Annotated in this window: 4 protein-coding genes; all 4 read left to right on the plus strand. The window is 72.8% G+C overall.

What is annotated here, in order from left to right:
- Positions 1 to 20: 20 nt before the first annotated feature.
- The 4 genes from ACWEIJ_RS04740 to ACWEIJ_RS04755 are packed head-to-tail and all read left to right on the plus strand — an operon-like array spanning position 21 to position 22,208.
- A complete protein-coding gene (locus tag ACWEIJ_RS04740) occupies positions 21 to 275 on the plus strand; it encodes an acyl carrier protein (protein WP_449835820.1) in 255 nt (84 codons plus the stop codon).
- A complete protein-coding gene (locus ACWEIJ_RS04745; protein WP_449835821.1) occupies positions 272 to 21,055 on the plus strand; it encodes a non-ribosomal peptide synthase/polyketide synthase in 20,784 nt (6,927 codons plus the stop codon). Before ACWEIJ_RS04740 ends, ACWEIJ_RS04745 begins: the two co-directional genes overlap by 4 nt.
- Positions 21,052 to 21,261 carry an MbtH family protein gene (locus ACWEIJ_RS04750; protein WP_449835822.1) on the plus strand — a complete coding sequence of 70 codons (210 nt, stop codon included), beginning with the start codon at positions 21,052 to 21,054 and terminating at the stop codon, positions 21,259 to 21,261. The genes ACWEIJ_RS04745 and ACWEIJ_RS04750 overlap by 4 nt, the downstream gene beginning before the upstream one ends.
- Positions 21,258 to 22,208: a TauD/TfdA family dioxygenase gene (locus ACWEIJ_RS04755; RefSeq protein WP_449835823.1), complete on the plus strand. Its 951-nt coding sequence runs from the start codon at positions 21,258 to 21,260 to the stop codon at positions 22,206 to 22,208. The genes ACWEIJ_RS04750 and ACWEIJ_RS04755 overlap by 4 nt, the downstream gene beginning before the upstream one ends.
- The last annotated feature ends 14 nt before the right edge of the window (positions 22,209 to 22,222 follow it).

The following is a 22,222-nucleotide window of genomic DNA, read 5'->3' on the forward strand; positions in this document are numbered from 1 at the left end:
CGCGGAAGGAACCACCCGTCATGTCCGCCGACACCCTCCGCCCCTGGCTCACCGGACGCGTCGCCGCCTACCTCGACCGCGCCCCCGACGAGGTCGACACCGCGAGACCGCTCGCGGAGTACGGGCTCGACTCGCTCACCGCCGTGGCGCTGTGCGCCGACATCGAGGACGAGTACGGCATCGAGGCCGATCCGATGCTCGCCTGGGACCACCCGAGCATCGACGCGCTCGCCGGTGTCGTCGCCACGCTGATCGAGGAGAAGGCACGGCGATGACCGGACTCCCGCTGACCGCCGCCCAGCACGGGGTCTGGGTCGCGCAGCAGCTCGACCCCGCGAGCCCGCTCTTCAACTGCGCGCTCCGGCTGGAGCTGACCTCCGCCGACCACCTGCACGAGGCGGTGCGCCGGACGGTCGCCGAGACCGAGGCGCTGCGGGTGCGCTTCAGCCAGGACGGCGCCCGGCAGCACGTCGACGACGGCATCACCGGCGAGCTCACCGTGATCACCTGCGACGAGGCCGAGGCGCACGCACGGATGGAGGCCGACCTGGCCACCCCGGTATCCCTTGTGGACGGTCAGCTGTTCACGCACGTCCTGCTCCACGTGGCGCCCGGCCGTTGGTGGCTGTACTTCCGGTACCACCACGTGTTGCTCGACGCGTACTCGCTCGCGCTCTACGTCGAGCGCCTCGTCGCGGTGCACGAAGCGCTGCGCTCGGGCATCGAGCCCGCCCCCTGCCGGTTCGGCGCCCTGAGCGACCTGATCGAATCGGAAAGCGCTTACCACTCGTCCGCCCGGTACGAGCGGGATCGCGAGTACTGGCTGACCCGGTTCGCGGACGCACCCGACCCGGCCGATCTCGGCGCGGGCGCCGACGGTCTCGCGCCGAGCCTGCCCAGGTCCACCGCCAGGCTGTCCGCCGAGGACGCCGAGCCCGTGCGCGGCCTGACCGGGCGCTGGTCCACGCCGGTGATCGCGGCGATGGCGGCCCACGTCCACCGCGTGACCGGGGCGTCCGACGTCGTGGTGCGGGTGCTCATGGCGGCCAGGCAGGGCCCGGCCGCCATGGCCACTCCCGGGATGCTCGTCAACGACGTGCCGGTGCGGGTCGAGGTCGACGCGTCCACCACGTTCGCCGAGCTGGTCGACCAGGTGTCGGTGGAGCTCGGGCAGGCGCAACGGCACCAGCGGTTCCCCGCGGCCGAGCTGCGCCGCGCGCTCGACGTCCAGCCGTTGGGGCCGACGGTGAACCTGCTGCCGTTCGCCGCCACCAGCATCGGTGACGTCCAGGTGCACGTCCTGTCGTCCGGGCCGGTGCGCGACCTGGCGCTCGACGCGACGGCCGACCGCGACGGCATCCAGCTCACCTTCAACGCCCACCCCGGCCGGTTCACCCCGGAGGTCGTGGCGGCGCACCTCGACCGGTTCGTGCGGCTTCTCACCGCCGATCCGCGCCTGCCGATCGGTGCCGTCGACCTGCTGAGTCCGGAAGACCGGGAGCGGTTCGCGTCGTGGCAGGACACGACACGGGACCTGCCGCCATTGGACCTGGTCGCCGCCTTCGAGGCGCAGGACCCCGCGGCCGAGGCCGTGGTCGCGGACGGCGTCCGTCTCACCTACGCCGAGCTGAACAGGCGGGTCAACCAGGTCGCGCACACGTTGCTGGGCAACGGGATCGGGCCCGAGGACCGCGTCGTCGTCCGGCTGCCGAGGTCACCGGAGCTGATCGCCGCGGTGTGGGGCGTGCTCAAGGCCGGTGCCGTGCACGTGCCGATCGACCCCGACCTGCCCGCCGATCGGGTGTCCCGGATGGTCGCGGACGTCCGGCCCGCGTTCGTGATCGACGAGAGCACGACGTTCGACGGCCGGCCGGAGCACAACCCCGGCGCGCGGCGTGGCGACGCCGCCTACGTCATCCACACCTCCGGTTCCACCGGCACGCCCAAGGGTGTCGTGATCACGCACGACGGCATCACGAACCGGTTGCGCGGCATGCAGGCCGAACACCACCTCACCGCCGCGGACCGCGTGCTGCACAAGACCCCCATCGGTTTCGACGTGTCGATGTGGGAGCTGCTGTGGCCGTTCACCCGCGGCGCGACGCTCGTGGTGGCACGCCCCGACGGCCACCGCGATCCCGGCTACCTCGCCGAGCTGATGCGGGCGGAGAACGTCACGGTCGCCCATTTCGTGCCGTCGATGCTCGCCGCGTTCCTGCACGAGCACGCGCTGCCTGCCTCGACGCGTTTCGTCGTGTGCAGCGGTGAAGCGCTTGCGCCCGCGACCGTCCGACGGTTCTTCGAGGTCAACCCCGGTACGCGGCTGTACAACTACTACGGCCCGACCGAAGCCTCCATCGATGTGACGACGCACGAATGCGCGCCGGCGGACGTCGTGCCGATCGGCAAGCCCGTCGCGAACACCCGCGCGTACGTGCTGGACCCGGCGCTCGCTCCCGCGGCGCCAGGGGTGGTGGGCGAGCTGTACCTGGCGGGGGTCCAGCTCGCCCGCGGCTACCTCGACCGGCCGGACCTGACCGCGGAACGGTTCGTCGCCGACCCGTTCGGCACGGGCACGCGGATGTACCGCACCGGTGACCTCGCGCGGGTCGGCGCCGACGGCGTGATCGAGTACGTCGGCCGCGCGGACGGGCAGGTCAAGGTCAACGGTCAGCGGGTCGAGCTCGGCGAGGTCGAGTCGGTGCTCGCGGAGCTGCCCGGCGTCGAACGGGCCGTCGTGGTGCCGCGCGGGTCCGGCCAGCTCGCCGGCTACGTCACCGGTCGTCCCGCCGAGGATCCACTGGCCTGGCTGGCCCGCCGGCTGCCGCCGTTCGCGGTGCCGGCGTTCGTGCTGACGATCCCCGAGATCCCGGTGACCGCCAACGGAAAGCTCGACCGGCGCGCCTTGCCGTCCCCCGCGGCCTCCGCGTCGCGGTCCGCCGCGGGACCGGTCGAGCACGCGCTGGTGCACGCGCTGACGGACCTGCTGGGCGTCGGCCCCGGTGTCGACGACGACCTGTTCGTGCTCGGCGTGGACAGCATCCACGCGCTCGGCCTGGTGTCGCGGCTGCGCCAGGCGGGCTGGCGGATCACCCCCGGGGACGTGTTCACCCAGCGGACCGTCGCTCGCCTGGCCGCGGTCGCCACCCCGCTGGTGTCCACGGAGGACGAACCGGTCGGCGAGTTCCCGCCCACGCCCGCCATGCGGTGGCTGGCCGCCCGCGGCCCGTCGTCCGGGTTCGCGCACTCCGTGGTGATCAGGGCCGAGATCGCGTTCGACGACCTGGTGACGGCGTGGCAGGCGGTGCTGGACCGGCACGACGTCCTGCGCCTGCGCGGCAACGAGATCCGGCCGGTCGGTTCGGTGCGTGCCGCCGAGGTCGTGACGCGCGGCGGCGAGGCCGTGCTCGATCCGGAAGCCGGTGTCACCGGACGGGTGCTGTGGTCTCCGGACCAGGTGCGGTTCGTGCTGCACCACCACGTCGTGGACGGCGTCTCGTGGCGCATCCTGCTCGACGACCTCCGCAACGCGCTCGCCGGACGCCCGCTGTCCGCGCCGGGAACCTCGTTCCGCACCTGGGCCCTGCGCCAGGGCGACGAGGACATCGCACTCGAACCGCGGCACGGCACCCCGGCGACAGTCACGGTCACGCTACCGGCGGAGCTCACCACCGCCCTGCTCACCAAGCCGCACACCACCGCCGACGACGTGCTGCTCGCCGGGCTGGTCGCGGCACGGGGCGAAGAGCTGCTCGTGCACGTCGAGGGCCACGGCCGGGACGCGGACCTGGCCTCGACGGTCGGCTGGTTCACCGAGTTCCGCACGGTCCGGCTCGGTGTCGCGGCGCGGCAACTGCGGCGCACCAAGGAAGATCTGCGCACCACGGCGACCGGCACACCGCGGATCGCGTTCAACCACCTGGGCCGCCTGCCGGCCGACGTCGTCGAGTTCGAGCTGCTGACCGACGACGGGCTGGCGTTCGCGCACGACCTCGAGATCACGACCTGCGTGCGCGACGGTGAGCTGACCGCGCGGTGGACCTTCCCCGCCGAGCTGTTCGCCGCCGACGAGATCCGGAACCTGGCGGAGGCGTGGGTCGGGGCGCTGCACGGCATCGCCGCCGAACCGGACGGGCTCACCCCGTCCGACGTGCCGCTGGTGGAGATCACCCAGGCCGAGCTCGACCGGTTGCGCGGCGTCGCGGACGTCCTGCCGTTGTCGCCGCTGCAGCAGGGACTGCTGTTCCTCGCGCTGTACGAGCGCGAGGACCCGTACGTCGGCCAGCTCGTCCTGCACGTCGACGGCGGTTTCGACCGCGACCGCATGCGCGCGGCCGCCGCGGCTGTGCTGACCAGGCATCCGCAGCTGCGGGCGGGCTTCCGCAGCCGGTCGGGCGGCGAGCCGGTCCAGGTGATCCCGTCCGAGGTGAAGGTCCTGTGGGCCGAGCACGACGACCTCGCGGACTTCCTCGAGAGGGACCGGGCGCGCGGGTTCAGCGTGGTCCGGCCGCCGCTGATCCGGTTCGCCGCGGCCGGGGACCACCTCGTCATCACGCACCACCACCTGCTGCTCGACGGCTGGTCGTTGCCGCTGCTGGTGTCCGAGCTGTTCGCGGCCTACGGCGGCGAAACGCTGCCGCCCGCACCGTCCATGAAGGACTACCTGAGCTGGTTGCGGCGCCAGAACGTCGACGCCGCGCGGAAGGCCTGGGCCGAGGCGCTCGACGGCTTCACGCCGGCGCCGTTGCTCGCCGCCGACGGGGAGCACGCCGAGCACGAAGCCGTGCTGCCGCAGGACACGACGGAACGGCTGACCAAGTCCGCGCGAGCGCACGGCCTCACGCTGAACACGGTGGTGCAGGGTCTGTGGGCGGTGCTGCTCGGCGCGGTCACCGGCCGCACGGACGTGGTGTTCGGCGCCACCGCGGCCGACCGTCCCGCCGAGGTGCCCGGCGCCGACCGCATGATCGGGCTGTTCCTCGCCACGCTGCCGGTGCGGGTCCGCCTCGACGCGGACCGACCGCTGGCCGCGCTGCTCGCCGATCTCCAGCAGGCGCAGGCGGATCTCGCGCCGCACCGGCACGTCGGCATCGCCGACCTCGGGCACGGCCAGCTGGTCGACACCGTGCTGGCGTTCGAGAACTACCCGCTGCCGGAGGACTTCACCGCGGGCGGGCTGCGGCTCGCGGGTGCCGAACTGCGGCAGCGGTCGCACTACCCCGTGTCGCTGGAGGTGTTCCCCGAAGCCGGGCTGCGGCTGCGGTTCGCGGCCCGCACGACCGCGCTCGACGTGGCGGCGCTCGCGGCCGACCTGCTGGCGTTGCTGGAGGGGGCCGCCGACTCGCTGGACGCGCCGGTCTCGGCGTTCGAGGTGACCAGCCGTGCCGCGATCGGCTCGGCCGAGTCCGTCCAGGCGGGTCAGGAGCGGTCGGCGGGCACCGGTGAGCAGGAGGCGTTGTGCCGCATCGTCGCGGAGGTTCTCGGCGTCGGCGAGGTCGGCGTCGACGACGAGTTCTTCGCGCTCGGCGGCAACTCGATCCTCATGATCCGGTTGGCGCACCGCCTGCGCGACGAGTTCGGGGTCTCCCTCACCCTGCGCGAGGTCTTCGCGTCGCCCACGGTCGCCGGGATCGCCGCACTGCTGGCCGGCGGTGAACGGCGGTCGTCCCGGATCACGGTGACCGAACGGCCGCAACGCCTGCCGTTGTCCTTCGCCCAGGAACGGATGTGGTTCCTGCAAAGGCTGCAGGGCGGATCGGGCACCTACAACATCCCGTTGCGGATCTCGCTGACCGGGCCGGTCGACGCCGACGCGCTCGGTGCCGCGCTGAGGGACGTGCTGATCCGGCACGAACCGTTGCGCACCATCTACCCCGAGGACGAGCACGGCCCGCATCAGGTGATCCTCGCCGGTGACGAGTTCGAGCTGACCGTGTCGGACGAGGACGCCGACCTCGGGGCGCTGGCCGGTGTGCCGTTCGACCTGACCCGTGACCTGCCCGTGCGCGCGACCCTGTTCTCCCGGAACGCGGACGAGCACCTCCTCCTGCTCGTCATCCACCACATCGCCGCGGACGGTGTCTCGCTGAGGCCGCTGGCCGACGATCTCTCCACCGCCTACGCGGCCCGCCACGCGGGTGCCGAGCCGGTGTTCACCCCGTTGCCGGTGCAGTACGCGGACTTCGCCCTGTGGCAGCGCGAAACGATGGCGGACGAGCTGGACCGGCAGGTGGCCTACTGGGCCGAGCAGCTGGCCGGGTTGCCCCAGGAGGTCACGTTCCCGTCCGACCGGCCGCGGCCCGCCGTGCCGACGCACGAGGGCGGGCACGTCGAGTTCACCGTCTCCCCCGAGCTGTACGGCCGGGTGCGGGAGCTGGCGGGCCAGACCCGCAGCACCCCGTTCATGGTGCTGCAGGCCGCGGTGGCGGCACTGCTGACCGCGCTGGGCGCCGGTGAGGACGTGCCGATCGGTGGCGCGATCGCCGGCCGCGCCGACTCCGCGCTCGACGACGTCGTCGGCGTCTTCATCAACACGCTGGTCTACCGGTTCGACACCTCCGGCGACCCGGCCTTCACCGAGCTGCTCGGCCGGGTGCGCGAGACCGGCCTGGCCGCGTACGCCCACCAGGACGTGCCGTTCGAACGGCTGGTGGAGGAGCTGCGGCCGGAGCGGTCGCGGTCGCGGCACGCGTTCTTCCAGGTCATGGTGGCACTGCTGGACTTCACCGACGCCGAGGTCAGTCTGCCCGGCGTCGCGGTCGAGCCGGACGTGGTCACCAACGGCACCGCCAAGTTCGACGCCCACTTCGACTGCGTCGTCGCCGGCGACGGCGGTCTGACGTGCCGCTTCGAGTACGCGACGGACCTCTACGACCACACCACCGCCCAGAAGCTGGTCGAACGGTTCGTGCGCGTCCTTGAAACCGTCACCGCCCGACCGGAGCTGCGACTGTCCGAAGTGGACGTCATGGGAGCCGGCGAGCGCTCGCTCGTGCTGCACGAGTGGAACGCCACCTCCCGCGAGTTCGCCGGACCCTCGCTCGTCGAGCTGCTGGAGTCGCAGGACCCGTCCCTCGAAGCCGTGATCAGCGAAGAGGAACGGCTGAGCTACGGCGAGTTCAACGCACGCGTCAACCAGCTCGCCCACGCGCTGCGGCGGCGTGGCGCCGGGCCCGAGACCCGCGTCGCGATCATGCTGCCCAGCTCGGCCGACCAGATCGTCGCGCTGTGGGCCGTGGTCAAGGCCGGCGCGTCGTACGTCCCGATCGACCCAGGCCATCCCGCCGACAGGATCGACTACGTCCTGCGCGACTCGGGTGCGACGCTGATCATGGCCGAGCACGACGTCGAGGGGTTCGACCGCATCGCGGTGGACGCGCCCGACGAGTCGCCGGAGAACCCGGGAGTCATCGCTCATCCGGCCAACGGCTCGTACATCATCTACACCTCCGGATCGACCGGCCGTCCCAAGGGGACGATCAACACCTACGCGGGCATGACGAACCGGCTGGCGTGGATGCAGGCCGAGGTCTGCGCCGGTCCCGGCGACCGCGTGCTGCAGGCGACGCCGATCGGGTTCGACGTCTCGGTGTGGGAGGTCTTCTGGACCCTCTCGCGCGGCGCGGCGCTCGTGGTGCCGAAGCCCGGCGGCTACCGGGATCCGGCCCACCTGTCGAAGCTGATGCACGCCGAGCAGGTCACCATCGCGCACCTGGGTTCGTCCCGGCTCGCGACCTTCCTCGCCGAGGCCGACCTGCCCGCGTCGATCCGCTACCTGGAGTCCGGCGACGAGGCGTTGCCCGCCGAGCTGGTCCGGCGCTTCCACCGGGAGAAGAAGAACCCGGACGCGGTGCTGGTCAACGCCTACGGCCCGACCGAGGCCGCCGTCGACGTGGCGCACTGGCAGGCGCCACCGGACCCGCGGACCGTGCTGATCGGCGGCCCGGTGCCCAACACCACCGCGTACGTGCTGGACGCACGGCTGCGGCCGGTGCCGCCCGGCGTGCCGGGTGAGCTCTACGTCGGTGGCGTCCAGCTCGCTCGCGGCTACCTCGACCGTCCCGGCCTGACCGCGGACCGGTTCGTCGCGAACCCCTTCGGCCGCAACGGTTCCCGGCTGTACCGGACGGGTGACCTGGTGCGCTGGACCGCGGCCGGCGAACTGGAGTACCTCGGCCGTTCGGACGGCCAGGTGAAGCTGCGCGGGCAGCGCGTCGAGCTGGGTGAGATCGAGTCGGCGATGACCGCGTTCCCCGGCGTGGTGCGGGCCGCGGCGGCCGTGCACGACCAGCGGCTCGCCGGCTACGTGGTCACGACGGCACCCGTCGACCACGACGAGTTGCGCGCGGCACTGGCCAGGACCCTGCCCGAGTACATGGTGCCGCCGGTCATCGTCGAGCTGGACACGTTCCCGTCCACGACCAGCGGCAAGCTCGACCGGTCCGCGTTGCCGGTGCCGTCGTTCGCGCCCTCGTCGGGACGGGCACCGCGCACGGTGCCGGAAGAGCTGTTGTGCGGGCTGTTCGCCGAGGTCACCGGTGTGCCGCGGGTCTTCCTGGACGACGACTTCTTCGCGCTGGGAGGACATTCGCTGTCCGTCGCCCGGCTCGCGAACCGGATCCGGACGGTGCTCGGCGTGGAGGTCGAGCTGGCGTCGTTGTTCGAGTCCACGACCCCGGCGCAGATCGCGGAGCTCGTCGCCGGGGCGGCCGCGCGCAGGCCCGCGCTGACACCCCGCGCCCGGGGCCGGACACCGTTGTCCCACGCGCAGGAGCGGTTGTGGTTCCTGCACCGGTTCGAGGGACCGACCGCGGCCTACAACCTGCCCATCGCGTTGCGGCTCAAGGGTTCGCTCGACGTCGACGCGCTGTCGGCCGCGCTGCGGGACCTCGCGACGCGGCACGAGGTGCTCCGCACGGTCTTCGCCGAGGACGCGACGGGACCGCACCAGGTGGTGCTCGACTCCGCGCCGCCGCTGACGGTCGTCCCGGTGACCGAGGCCAGGCTGGACCACGCCCTGGCCGAAGCGGTGGCGGCGCCGTTCGACCTCGCCACTGAGACGCCGTTGCGCCCGAAGGTGTTCACGCTCGCGCCCGACGACCACGTGCTGTTGCTGGTGCTGCACCACATCGCCGGTGACGCGCTGTCGATGCACCCGCTGGCCGCGGACCTGGCGCTCGCGTACACCGCGAGGTCACGCGGAACGGCACCCGGCTGGGAACCGTTGCCCGTGCAGTACGCGGACTACGCGGTGTGGCAGCGGGAGATGCTGGGCTCGGCCGCCGATCCCGGCAGCACGATGGCGAGGCAGCTCGCGCACTGGACGACGGCGCTGGCCGGGCTGCCCGAGCAGATGAACCTGCCGTACGACCGGCCGCGGCCCGCCGTGTCGTCCCACCGCGGCGACGTCGTCCGGTTCACCGTGCCCGCCGAAGTCCACAAAGGACTGCGGGCGCTCGCCGGGGAACGAGGCGTGACCGCGTTCATGGTCGTGCAGGCCGCACTGGTCACGCTGCTGCACCGGCTCGGCGCCGGCGAGGACGTCGTGATCGGCTCGCCGGTGGCGAACCGGAGGGACGACGCGGTCACCGGGCTGGTCGGCTTCTTCGTGAACAACCTGGTGCTGCGCACCGATCTGAGCGGCGCGCCGACGTTCGGCGAGGTGCTGGCACGGGTGCGGACGGCCGCGCTGGCCGCCTACACGAACCAGGACGTGCCGTTCGAGCGGGTCGTGGAGGCGGTCAACCCGGCCCGCTCGACGGCGCGGCATCCGTTGTTCCAGGTCAACCTGAACTGGGTCGACGCGGACCTGCGCGTCGACGCCGAGCTGCCGGGACTGCGGACCGAGGTGCTGGAACCGACCTCGCCGACCGCGAAGTTCGACCTGTCGTTCTTCCTGCGGGAACAGGACGAGGGCCTCGACTGCTTCCTGGAGTTCGCCACCGACCTCTTCGACCACGCCACCGCGCGGCGCGTCGCCGACCGGTTCGCCGGCGTGCTCGCGGCCGCGGTCGCCACTCCCGACCTGCCGATCGGCCTGCTGGACGTCGTCAGCGACGCCGAACGCCGAACCCTCGCGGCGTGGAACGACACCGCGCACGACGTGCCGTCCGGCACGCTGACGTCGTTGATCGAGGCGCAGGTCGCCCGCACGCCCGACGCTCCGGCCGTCGTGTGCGGACGGACGACGCTCACCTACGCGGAGCTCGACGCGGCGGCGAACCGCCTGGCCAGGCTGCTGCTCGCGCTGGGCGCCGGACCCGAGCGGTTCGTCGCGGTGCTGCTGCCGACCGGCGTGAACGTGCTGGTCACCCTGCTGGGCATCCTGAAGACCGGTGCGGGCTACCTGCCGCTCGACCCGCGGCATCCGGCGGAACGCATCGAGTTCATGATCCGCGACATCGCGCCGGTCGCGGTCGTGACGCCCGAGTTCCTCGCCTCCGTCGACGAACCGGACGATCCGGTCGAGGTGGAGGTGCGGCCGGAGAACGCGGCGTTCGTGATCTTCACCTCCGGTTCGACGGGGACGCCCAAGGCCGTGGTGGTCGAACACCGCTCACTGGTCGCGTACCTGGCGTGGGCCACCAGCGAGTACACCGCCCTGCGCGGCCGGAGCCTGGTGCACTCGCCGATCGCGTTCGACCTGACGGTGACCGGCCTCTACGGACCGCTGCTGACCGGCGGATGCGTGGAGCTGGTGCCGTGGCGCGGAACCGGGCCCGCGGCCGAGGTCGCGGTGTCCAAACCGGACTTCGTGAAGGCGGTGCCGAGCCACCTGCAGCCGCTCGGCGTCGTGGGCGACGAGTACTCCCCTTCCGCGCAGCTCGTGCTCGGCGGTGAGTCGCTGCTCGGCGACGCACTCGACGTGTGGCGGGCGAAGCATCCGGACGCGACCGTGCTGAACGAGTACGGCCCGACCGAGACCACCGTCGGGTGCACGGTCTTCCGGATCGAGCCCGGTGACGCGGTGCCACCCGGTGTGATCACCATCGGCACCCCGGTCTGGAACACCCGGATTCTGGTGCTGGACGCCAGGATGCGGCTCGCACCGATCGGCGTGACCGGCGAGCTCTACGTGGCGGGTGATCTCGTGACCCGCGGCTACCACGGCCGGCCGGGACTGACCGCGACCAGGTTCGTGGCGAACCCGTTCGGCACCGGCGAGCGCCTCTACCGCACGGGCGACCTGGCGCGGTGGACCGAGGCCGGACGGCTCGAGTTCGCCGGACGCGTCGACGACCAGGTGAAGATCCGCGGCTTCCGGATCGAGCTCGGCGAGGTCGAGGCCGTGCTCACCGCACTGCCCGGGGTCGCACAGGCAGCCGTCGCCGTGCACGGGGACCGGCTCGTCGCCTACCTCGTGGGTGACGCCGACGTGACCGGGGTGCGGGAGCTGGTGGCGCGGTCACTGCCCGAGCACATGGTGCCGTCCGCCTTCGTGGTGCTGGACGTGTTGCCGCGCACGGCGAACGGCAAGATCGACCGCCGTCGGCTGCCCGCCCCCGAGGCGGCGAAGGTGGTCTCCCGGGCACCGTCCGCGGGCGTGGAGAGCCGGATCGCGGCGCTGTTCACCGACGTGCTGGGCGTCACCGGCATCGGCGCGGACGACGACTTCTTCGCGCTCGGCGGGCATTCGCTGCTGGTCGCGCGACTGGTGAACCGGCTGCGCGACGAGTTCGGCGCGGACGTCTCGATCCGGGACGTGTTCGCCGCGCCCACCGTGGCCCGGCTCGCCACCGCGCTCGGGCCGGAGATCGCCGAGCCGGTCGTGGCACGACCTCGGGACGTGCCGCTGTCCGCCGCTCAGCAACGGATGTGGTTCCTGCACCGGCTCGAAGGCCCGTCCACGACCTACACGATCCCGATCTCCCTGCGGCTGCGCGGCCACGTGGACGTGCAGGCGTTGCGGGCCGCGTTCGGTGACGTGCTGCGGCGGCACGAGGTGCTGCGCACGATCATCGACCCGGCCGGGCCGTACCAGGTGGTGCAGGACTGTTTCGAGGTGCCGTTCTCGCTCGGTGAGCCGGAGGTGCGGCCGTTCGAGCTCGACCGCGAGCTGCCGATCCGGGCCGTCCTGTCACCGGACCAGGTGCTGCTCGTGACGTTGCACCACATCGCCGGTGACGGTGGCTCGATGCGGCCGCTGGCCCGTGACCTGGCCTTCGCCTACGCGGCCAGGACGCGAGGCGAGTCTCCACAGTGGACTCCGCTGCCCGCCCAGTACGCGGACTTCGCGATGCGGCAGCAGGAACACCACGACGAGGCGCTGGCGCACTGGACGAGGGTCCTCAGGGACGTGCCGGACCAGATCGAGCTGCCGTTCGACCGGGAACGCCCGGCGGTGCAGTCGTTCCGGGGTGACGAGGTGGCGTTCGCGGTGCCCTCCGGCACCAGGGCGGCGCTGGCGGGGCTCTGCCGCGACGGGGTCAGCGAGTTCATGGTGCTGCAGGCCGCGTTCGCGGTCCTGCTCGGCCGGCTCGGCGCGGGTGACGACGTCGTGCTCGGCGCGCCCGTCGACGGCCGCCGGGACACCGCGTTCGAGGAGCTCGTGGGGCTGTTCGTGAACACGTTGCCGCTGCGCACGGACCTTTCCGGCGATCCGGTGTTCACCGAGCTCCTGTTGCGGGTGCGGGACGCGAACATCGCGGCCTACACCTACGCCGACGTGCCGTTCGACCGGCTCGTGCAGGCGGTCAACCCGGTGCGCTCGGCGGCCAGGCACCCGTTGTTCCAGGTGATGCTGTCGATCGACGGCGAGGCCGTCGCACCGTCGCTGCCCGGGCTCGACGTCGAGCTGGAGCCGGTCGGGGCCGGACAGGCCAAGTTCGACCTGCTGCTCGCCTTCACCGAGCACGACGGCGGCTGGCACGGGTCCCTGCAGTTCGCCACCGACCTGTTCGACCGCCGCACGGCCGAGTCGATCGTGACGCGGTTCCTGCGGCTGCTCGGTGCGATCGCCGCGAACCCCGTGCGGCGCATCGGTTCGCTGCCGGTCCTGACCGACGCCGAACGCCACGAGCTGGTGATCTCGCGCAACGCCACCGCGCGCACACTGCCGGACGCGGTGCTGCCGGAGCTGATAGAGGCGCAGGTGGATCGCACACCAGATGCCGTGGCGGTGTCGGACGCCAATGGCTCGCTGACCTACGCCGAGCTGGACGCGCGGGCGAACCGGCTGGCCCGGCGGATCGGGGCGGGTCCCGGCGACCTGGTCGGCGTGGTGCTGCCGCGGTCGGCCGACCTGCTCGTGGCACTGGTGGCGGTGCTCAAGTCCGGCGCCGCCTACGTGCCCGTGGACGCCGGCTACCCGGCCTCGCGGATCGCGCTGCTGACTTCGGGCACGCGAGCGGTGATCACACCGGAGTCCTTCGAGGGACTGGAGAGGTTCCCCGCCGAACGGCTCAACGTGCCGGTGCATGCGAGGTCGGCCGCGTACGTGATCCACACGTCCGGCTCCACCGGCACCCCGAAGGGTGTCGTGATCGAGCACGCGTCCCTGGCCGCGTACCTGGCCGAAGCGGTGCGGCTGTACCCGGCGGCGAGCGGGGAGGCGCTGATCCACTCGTCGGTGGCCTTCGACATGCCGGTCACCACGCTGTTCGCGCCGCTGATCTCGGGTGGCCGCGTCCGCTTCGGCGAGCTCGACGGGGCCACCGACCTGCTGAAGGTCACGCCGAGCCACCTGCGGTTGATGGACGTGCCGCCCGCGCGCAACCTCGTCATCGGCGGCGAGGCGCTCGACGCCGAGGTGCTGCGGCGGTGGCGGGCGGCGAACCCCGGCGCCCTCGTCGTCAACGAGTACGGGCCGACCGAGGCGACGGTGGGCTGTGTCGTCTGGGAGATCGCGGAGTCCGAAGGGCCGGTCCCGATCGGCAGGCCGATCGGCAACGCGCGGGTGTACGTGCTCGACACCGCGCTGCGGCCGGTGCCGGAAGGGGTGTGGGGCGAGCTGTACCTCGCGGGTGCCGGGCTCGCCCGCGGTTATCGCGACGCACCGGGCCTCACGGCCGAGCGCTTCGTCGCCGACCCGTTCGGCAGCGGCACCCGCCTGTACCGCACCGGCGACCGCGTCCGGTGGGCGCACGGCCGGCTGGAGTTCGCGGGCCGGCTGGACCACCAGGTCAAGATCCTCGGCTTCCGGGTCGAACCCGCCGAGGTCGAAGCGGCCTTGTCCACAGTGGACGGGGTACGGCAGACAGCGGTGATCACGCGGGACGGACGGCTCGTCGCCTACGTCGTGCCGTCGAGGCCGTTGCGGCCGGGTGAGCTGCGCGGCGCGCTCGCGGCGGAGCTGCCCGCCCACCTGGTGCCGTCGGTGTTCGTCGAGGTGGACGAGATCCCGTTGAACCCCAACGGGAAACTCGACCGCGCCCGGCTGCCCGACCCCGTCGTGACGACGCAGGAGCCGGCGACCGCGGCCGAACGCGAGCTGTGCGCGATCTTCGCCGAGGTGCTGGGCGTCGACCGGGTCGGCGTGCACGACGACTTCTTCGCGCTGGGCGGGCATTCGCTGCCGGCCGCGCAGGTCGTGAACCGGATCAACGCGCGGCTCGGCGCGGACGTGCGGCTCACCGCGTTGTTCAGCGCACCGACGCCCGCCCTTCTCGCGGCTCTCGTCGGTGACGTCCGCACGCCCGTCACCGAGCTGGGTTCGATCCCCCGCCCGGACCGGGTTCCGCTCGCCCCGGTGCAACGCGGGCTCTGGCTGCTGAACCGGCTCGACCCCACGTCACCGCGGTACTCGATGCCGGTCCTGCTGCGGCTGTCACCCGAGGTGGACGCGGCGGCGTTGAAGTGGGCCCTGAACGACGTGGTGACACGGCACGAGATCCTCCGCACGCTGTTCCCGGAGGCGGACGGCGAGCCGTACCAGCTGGTGCGTCCCGCGATGCTGGACGTGGAGACCGTCGAGACGACCGACGTCGACGCGCGCATCCGCACCGAAGTGGCACGCGGGTTCGACCTGACGCGTGAGACGCCGCTGCGGGCGGTGCTGGTGCGCAACGGCGACGAACGCGTGCTGTTGCTCGTGCTGCACCACATCGCGGCCGACGACTGGTCGTTCGGACCACTCGCCCGCGACCTGGCCGCGGCCTACCGGTCGCGCGTCGACGTCACCGCGCCCGCGCAGGCGCCGCTGAGCGTGCAGTACGCCGACTTCGCGCTGTGGCAACAACAACAGCAGCGGCCGGCCGACCTGGACCACTTCCGGCACGTCCTCGCCGGGCTGCCCGAGCAGCACCTGCCGACCGACCGATCTCGTCCGTCCGGTGAGGCGGCGAGGATCGCGCTGGAGCTGCCGCCGGTGGCGACCTTCGCGCGGGAGCACGGGTGCACCGAGTTCACCGTGCTGCACGCCGCATTGGCGGTGCTGCTCGGCAGGCTGGGCGGTGGCGAGGACGTCGTGATCGGCACGCCGGTGTCGGGACGCGCCGACCAACGGCTCGAAGATCTCGTCGGGTACTTCGTCAACACCGTCGCGCTGCGCACCGATCTCAGCGGCGAACCGGGGTTCACCGAGGTGCTGCGGCGGGTCAGGGAGGCCGACCTGGCGGCGTTCGCGCACGCGGCGGTGCCGTTCGACACCGTGGTGGCGGAACTGGCGCCGGGTGCCTCGCTCTTCCGCGCGCTGCTCGTGGTCCTGCCGCCTGCCGCGCGCCTGGCCGACGACCTCGGCGTCACGGTCGAGCCGGTCGGCACCGGCGCGGCGAAGTTCGACCTCACGGTGAACCTCGTGCCGGGACCGGACGGCGTGACCGGTGACCTCGAGTACGACACGGGGTTGTTCGACGCCGCGACGGCGCACCGGCTCGCCGCGACGTTCACGGCACTGGTCCGTGCACTGCTGGCCGAGCCGGAGATGTCGGTGTGGGCGGCCGCGCGACCGGTGGCCCCGGAGGTGCCGGCGTGCGCGGAGACGCTCGTCGACCTGCTGACGGCCCAGGTCGCGCGGACCCCGGACCGGATCGCGGTCGTGGCGGACGAGAAGCTGACGTTCGCGGAGCTCGACGCGCGGAGCACCCGGATCGCACGGTTGCTGGCCGGGCACGGGATCGGCCGGGAGGACGTCGTCGCGGTGCGGCTGCCCCGCTCGGCGGCGGCCGTCGTCGCGTTGTTCGGCGTGCTCAAGGCGGGCGCGGCCTACCAGCCCGTCGACGTCGGCGCGCCGGAGGAACGGGTGCGGCTGCTGACCGGGCACGCGGCCTTCGTGCTGGACGGCCCGCTCGACGGCGAGGAGGCCGACCCCGTCGTGCCCCGGGCGGCGGATCTCGCGTACGTGCTGCACACCTCGGGGTCCACCGGTGCGCCGAAGGGCGTCGCGGTGGAGCACCGGTCGATCGTCAACCTGTTCCACCAGCACCGCGCGGAGATGTTCCCCGAGGTGCCGCACAAGGTCGCGCTCACCGCGCCGCTGACGTTCGACGCGTCGTGGGACCCGGTGCTGTGGCTGCTCGCAGGCCATGAGCTGCACGTGGTCGAGGACGACGTGCGGCGTGATGCGGAGGCGCTGCTGACGTACCTCGCGGAACACCGGATCGACGTCGTGGAGACGACGCCGTCGCACGCGCGGATGCTGCTGGCCACCGGCCCGTTCACCCCGCGGCTGCTCGCGCTGGGCGGTGAGGCGGTCGACCGCGACCTGTGGCGGACGTTGAACGACAACGGCATCCGCGCGATCAACCTGTACGGCCCGACCGAGTCCACTGTGGACGCGGTCACCGCTTGGCTGGGCGAGCACGCCGGACCCGTGATCGGGCGCCCGATCGCCCACACCGCCGCGTACGTGCTGGACCGGCGGTTGCGGCCGGTGCCGGACGGGGTGACCGGTGAGCTGTACCTGGCCGGTGCCGGGACCGCGCGGGGCTACCACGGCCGACCGGCCGACACCGCGGCGCGGTTCGTCGCCGACCCGTTCGGCACCGGCACCCGGATGTACCGCACCGGCGACCTCGCCCGGTGGCGCGACGGCGTGCTCGAGTACGCCGGACGGGCCGACGACCAGATCAAGGTCCGCGGCATGCGCGTCGAACCGGGCGAGATCGAGGCGGCGCTGCGGAACTGCGACGGCGTGTCCGCGGCCGTGGTGGTGCTGCGGGACGAGCAGCTCGTCGGCTACGTCGTCGCGGAGGAGACCGCCGGGCTGCGGGACCGGCTGGCCGCGGTGCTGCCGGAACACCTGGTGCCGCAACGGTTCGTGCGTCTCGACACCCTTCCGCTCACGGCCAGCGGCAAGGTCGACCGGGCCGCGCTGCCCGCCGTCGCACCGGTTCGCCCCGTGGTGGCCCGTGGCGGACGGGAGACCGTGCTGTGCGGGTTGTTCGCGGAGGTGCTGGGAGTGGCCGAAGTCGGCCCGGACGACGACTTCTTCGCACTCGGCGGCCATTCGATGCTGGTGCCCCGGCTGGTCGGCCGCGTGCGCGCCCGGCTCGGCGCGGAGGTGACCGTCCGGCAGGTGTTCGAGGCCCGCACGCCCGCCCGGCTCGCGCCCCTGCTCACCGGTACCACCCGACCGGCGCTCGTCGCGGGCGAACGACCGCGGCGGCTGCCGTTGTCCCACGCCCAGGAACGGTTGTGGTTCCTGCACCGGCTGGAAGGCCCGTCCGCCGACTACAACATCCCGCTCGCGGTGCGGCTGCCGGAGCTGGACATCGACGCGCTGCGAGCCGCGCTGACGGACGTGACGGACCGGCACGAGGTGCTGCGGACCGTCTTCCGCGACGACGAGCAGATCGTGCTGCCGACCGGCACCGCACCACGCCTCGACGTCGGGCCGTGGCACGACAGGGCGCTCGCGTCGGCGGCGGCGCACCCGTTCGACCTCTCGGCCGAACCACCGGTCAGGGCCTGGGTCTTCGGCGACGTGCTGCTGCTCCTGCTGCACCACATCGCCGGTGACGCGGAGTCGATGACACCGCTGGCGCGCGACCTGGCCACCGCCTACCGGGCCCGGCTGCGCGGCGCGGAACCGGACTGGGAGCCGTTGCCCGTGCAGTACGCGGACTTCGCGGTGTGGCAACGGAACCTGCCCGCGGACGACGCGCACTGGGCCGAGGTCCTGGCCGGGTTGCCGGACGAGCTGAACCTGCCGGCGGATCGCCCGCGCACCGGTCTCGCGGCCGGCGCCGGGGTGGTGCCGTTCCGGATTCCTCCCGCGCTGCACGCCCGGCTCGACGCGATCCGGGGTGACGCCACGACGTTCATGGTGGTGCAGGCGGGGCTGGCTGCGTTGCTGACCAGGACGGGCGCGGGCACCGACCTGCCGATCGGGGTGCCGGTCGCGGGCCGGCCGGACGCGGTGCTGGACGACCTCGTCGGGTGCTTCCTGAACACCGTGGTGCTGCGCGTGCGCACCGAGGGCGACCCGGCGTTCCGCGAGCTGGTCGGCCGGGTGCGCGACACCGCGCTCGACGCCTACGAACACCAGGACACGCCGTTCGAACGGCTCGTCGAGGTGCTCAACCCGCCGCGGTCGGCGGGACGGCACCCGCTGTTCCAGGTCATGCTGTCCTACCGGGTCGGTGGCGCCGCGGAGGTGCTCGGCGAGCCGGTCGAGGTCAGCTCGCCGTCCGCGCGGTTCGACCTTTCGTTCAGCGTCACCGAGCAACCGGGTGGCGGACTGGACGGGGAGATCCACTACTCGGCGGCGCTCTTCGACCACGAGACGGTGACGAGGCTCGCGGAACGGTTCGTGCGGCTGCTCGACCAGGCGGCCACCGGACCGGACGACCCGATCAGCTCGCTGGACGTGCTGCTGCCCGGTGAACCGGTCGTGCACGACACCGCCGCCGAAGTTCCGGTGACACCGGCGATCCGCGGCGCGGCGGACGCGATCGCGGTGATCGACGGCGAGGTCCAGCTCACCTACGCCGAGCTGGAACGCCGCGTGAACCGGTTGGCGCACCTGCTCATCAGCACCGGTGTGGGCCCGGAATCCGTCGTGGCCATCGCGTTGCCGCGCTCGGCGGACTTCGTCGTGGCGGTGCACGCGGTGTTCCGGGCAGGGGCCGCCTACACACCGCTCGACGTCGAGGGACCAGCCGAACGCGCCCAGGCCGTGCTGGACGACTCGTCGGCGTCGATCGTGATCACCCGGGCCACCCTCGCCGACTCGGCGCACTTCCCCGACCACGACCCCGGTTGCCGGGCGCACCCGGACAACGCGGCCTACGTGCTCTTCACCTCCGGCTCGACCGGACGGCCGAAGGGTGTCGTGGTCTCGCGGTCGTCGATGGAAAACCACCTGGCGTGGCTGCAGCGCACCTACCCGCTCGGGCCGCAGGACCGGGTGCTGCACAAGACACCGGCCGGGTTCACCGTGTCGGTGTGGGAGCTCTTCTGGCCGCTGCGGGTGGGAGCAACTCTGGTCGTGGCGGAACCAGGCGCGCACCGCGACCCGGCCCGGCTGGCGGAGCTCGTCGAGCGGCACGGCATCACGACCGTCCACTTCGTGCCGTCGATGCTCGGCGTCTTCCGCGGCGCACTGCCGAAGCGCGTGTTCGTCGGCGGGGAGGCGCTCACCCGCGACCTCGCGGCGAGGGTGGGCGACGTGGGCTACAAGTACGGCTCCACCGAGGTCACCTGCGACGTGACCGCGTGGGACGGTGATCCCGGCGACCGGCCGCTCGTGCCGATCGGCACGCCGATCGCCAACACCGGTGTGGAGGTGCTGGACGACTCGTTGCGGCCGGTACCGCCCGGTGTGCCGGGCGAGCTGTACGTGACCGGGACACCGTTGGCCCGCGGGTACGCCGGAGCGGCCGCGCTGACGGCGCAACGGTTCGTCGCCGCGCCGGGCGGTGGCCGCAGGTACCGGACGGGCGACCTGGTCCGCTGGGACAACCGCGGGCGGCTGCACTTCGTCGGCAGGGCCGACGGCCAGCTCAACGTCCGGGGTGTGCGGGTCGAGCCCGGCGAGATCGAGGCCGCGCTCACCTCCGTGCCGGGCGTCGGCCAGGCGGTCGTGGTGCTGCGGGACGGCAGGCTGACCGGGTACGTGACGGGAGCCGAGGTGACCCGGCACGACCTCGCCGGGAAGCTCCCGTCGCACCTGGTGCCCGCCGCGATCGTGACCGTGGCCGAGTTCCCGCGCACGACGAGCGGCAAGATCGACCGTGCGGCCCTTCCGGCTCCACAGTGGACTGTCGAGGGGCGCGGGCCGCAGAACGACACCGAGCGACACCTGTGCGCGCTCGTGGCCGACGTGCTGGGTGTGGCGTCGGTCGGCCCGGAGGACGACTTCTTCGCGCTGGGCGGGCATTCGCTCACCGCGGCGAAGCTCGTCGGCCGGATCCGCGAGGAGCTGGGCGGCACGCTGACCCTGCGCACCGTCTTCGAAACGCCCACGGTCGCGGGTCTCGCGCTCCGGTTGCACGACACGGCCGACCCGCTGGCTCCGGTGCTGCGACTGCGTTCGGGTGAGCCCGCGGTGTTCTGCGTGCACCCGCTCGGCGGGCTCGCCTGGCCGTACACGAGGCTCGGCGGCGGCTTCGGGATCCACGGCCTGCAGGCCGACGGGCTCGCGGGCACCGGCCGGCTGCCCGGCAGCATCGCCGAGATGGCCGCGCGGTACGTCGCACGGGTCCGCGAGGTGCAGCCGGAAGGACCGTACCGGCTGGTGGCCTGGTCGTTCGGCGGCTACGTCGCGCACGAGATGGCCGTGCAGCTGCGCGAATCCGGCGCCGAGGTCGCATTCCTCGCCCTGCTGGACACCTATCCGCGCGTCGCCGCCGCACGGAGCGAACAGGAGCTCCTCGCCGGGGTGGAGCTGCCCGGCGAGCTGCAGGACCTGAGGGCCGCCAAAGCGGTGTTCGTCAACAACGACGCCATCGCCGCGCGGCACGTGCCGCGCACGTTCGACGGAGACCTCGTGTTCTGCCAGGCCACCCGGCTCGACGACGGCGAGCAGCCGCGCTCCCCGTCGTTGTGGCGGCCGCACGTCACCGGACGCGTCGACGTGCACCCGGTGGACGCCACCCACAACGGACTGCTCGACGAGCGGCCCGCCCAGGAAATCGGCCGGCTGATCGCCCGCCTGATCGAGAGGAACGCACGATGACCAATCCCTTCGACGACCCCGACGGCGTGTTCCTGGTGCTGGTCAACCACGAGAACCAGCACTCGCTGTGGCCGGAGTTCGCGGCCGTCCCGGACGGCTGGACTCGGGTGCACGGTCCCGCGTCACGCACCGAGTGCCTCGACTACGTCGAGCGCGAATGGACCGACCTCAGGCCGAAGAGCCTCATCGAGGCGATGGGCGCATGACCACCGCGACTTCCGGTCTCCTCCTCGACGAGGACCTCCAGGCGTTCGGCGAGATCGCGAGTCAGCTCGCGGACGGGTCCTCTGTGGACACCCGTGAGTTCGTCACCGCCGCGCGGCGGGCGTGGGAGGACGCGCCGAGCGGTGTGCGGGTCGCGATCCGCGACTTCCGCAGGCATTCGGGCCGGGACGGCAGGCTGGTCCTCTCCGGGCTGCCGCTCGGCGAGGTGCCGGACACGCCGATGGTCGCGGGTTCGGTGCAGCGCACCGCGACGGTGGCCGCCGCGACGCTGCTGCTCGTCGCCCACGGTCTGGGCGATCCCGGGGCGTTCCTCGCGGAGAAGTCCGGGGCGCTGGTCCAGGACGTGGTGCCCGTGCCGGGCCAGGAACACGTGCAGGGCAACGCCGGCTCGGTGGAGCTCACCTTCCACATCGAGAACGCCTTCCACCCGCACCGCCCGGACCACGTCCTGCTGCTGTGCCTGCGTCCCGACCACGACGAGGTCGCGCAACTGCGCACCGCCTGCGTGCGCCGGCTCCTCCCCCACCTCCCCCACGACGTCCGGGAAGCGCTGCACCGCCCCGAGTTCGTGACGTCCGCGCCGCCGTCGTTCGGTGGCACGGGCGCCGGTGCCGTGCACGCGATCCTCACCGGCGACCACGACGACCCGGACCTCCGCTACGACCAGGCCGCCACCCGTGCCACCACCGGTGCGGGCGAGGCCGCGCTCGCGGTGCTCAACGACCTGATCCGCGCGCACGGCGACGGAGTCCGGTTGCGGCGCGGCGACCTGGCGATCGTCGACAACCGGGTGACCATGCACGGCCGCTCGTCGTTCACCCCGCGCTACGACGGCCGCGACCGCTGGCTGCAGCGCACCTTCACGTTCGCGGACCTGCGCCGCTCCCGGGACCACCGTCCCGGCGACGGCGGCGTGCTCGTCCAGTGAGAGCCACGAGGAGC

Source organism: Lentzea sp. NPDC004789 (assembly GCF_053601075.1).

Bases quoted from the DNA above. Each gene is read 5' to 3' on its own strand.
- ACWEIJ_RS04740 (WP_449835820.1), top strand. From the start codon at position 21: ATGTCCGCCGACACCCTCCGCCCCTGGCTCACCGGACGCGTCGCCGCC.
- ACWEIJ_RS04755 (WP_449835823.1), top strand. From the start codon at position 21,258: ATGACCACCGCGACTTCCGGTCTCCTCCTCGACGAGGACCTCCAGGCG.
- ACWEIJ_RS04750 (WP_449835822.1), top strand. From the start codon at position 21,052: ATGACCAATCCCTTCGACGACCCCGACGGCGTGTTCCTGGTGCTGGTC.
- ACWEIJ_RS04745 (WP_449835821.1), top strand. From the start codon at position 272: ATGACCGGACTCCCGCTGACCGCCGCCCAGCACGGGGTCTGGGTCGCG.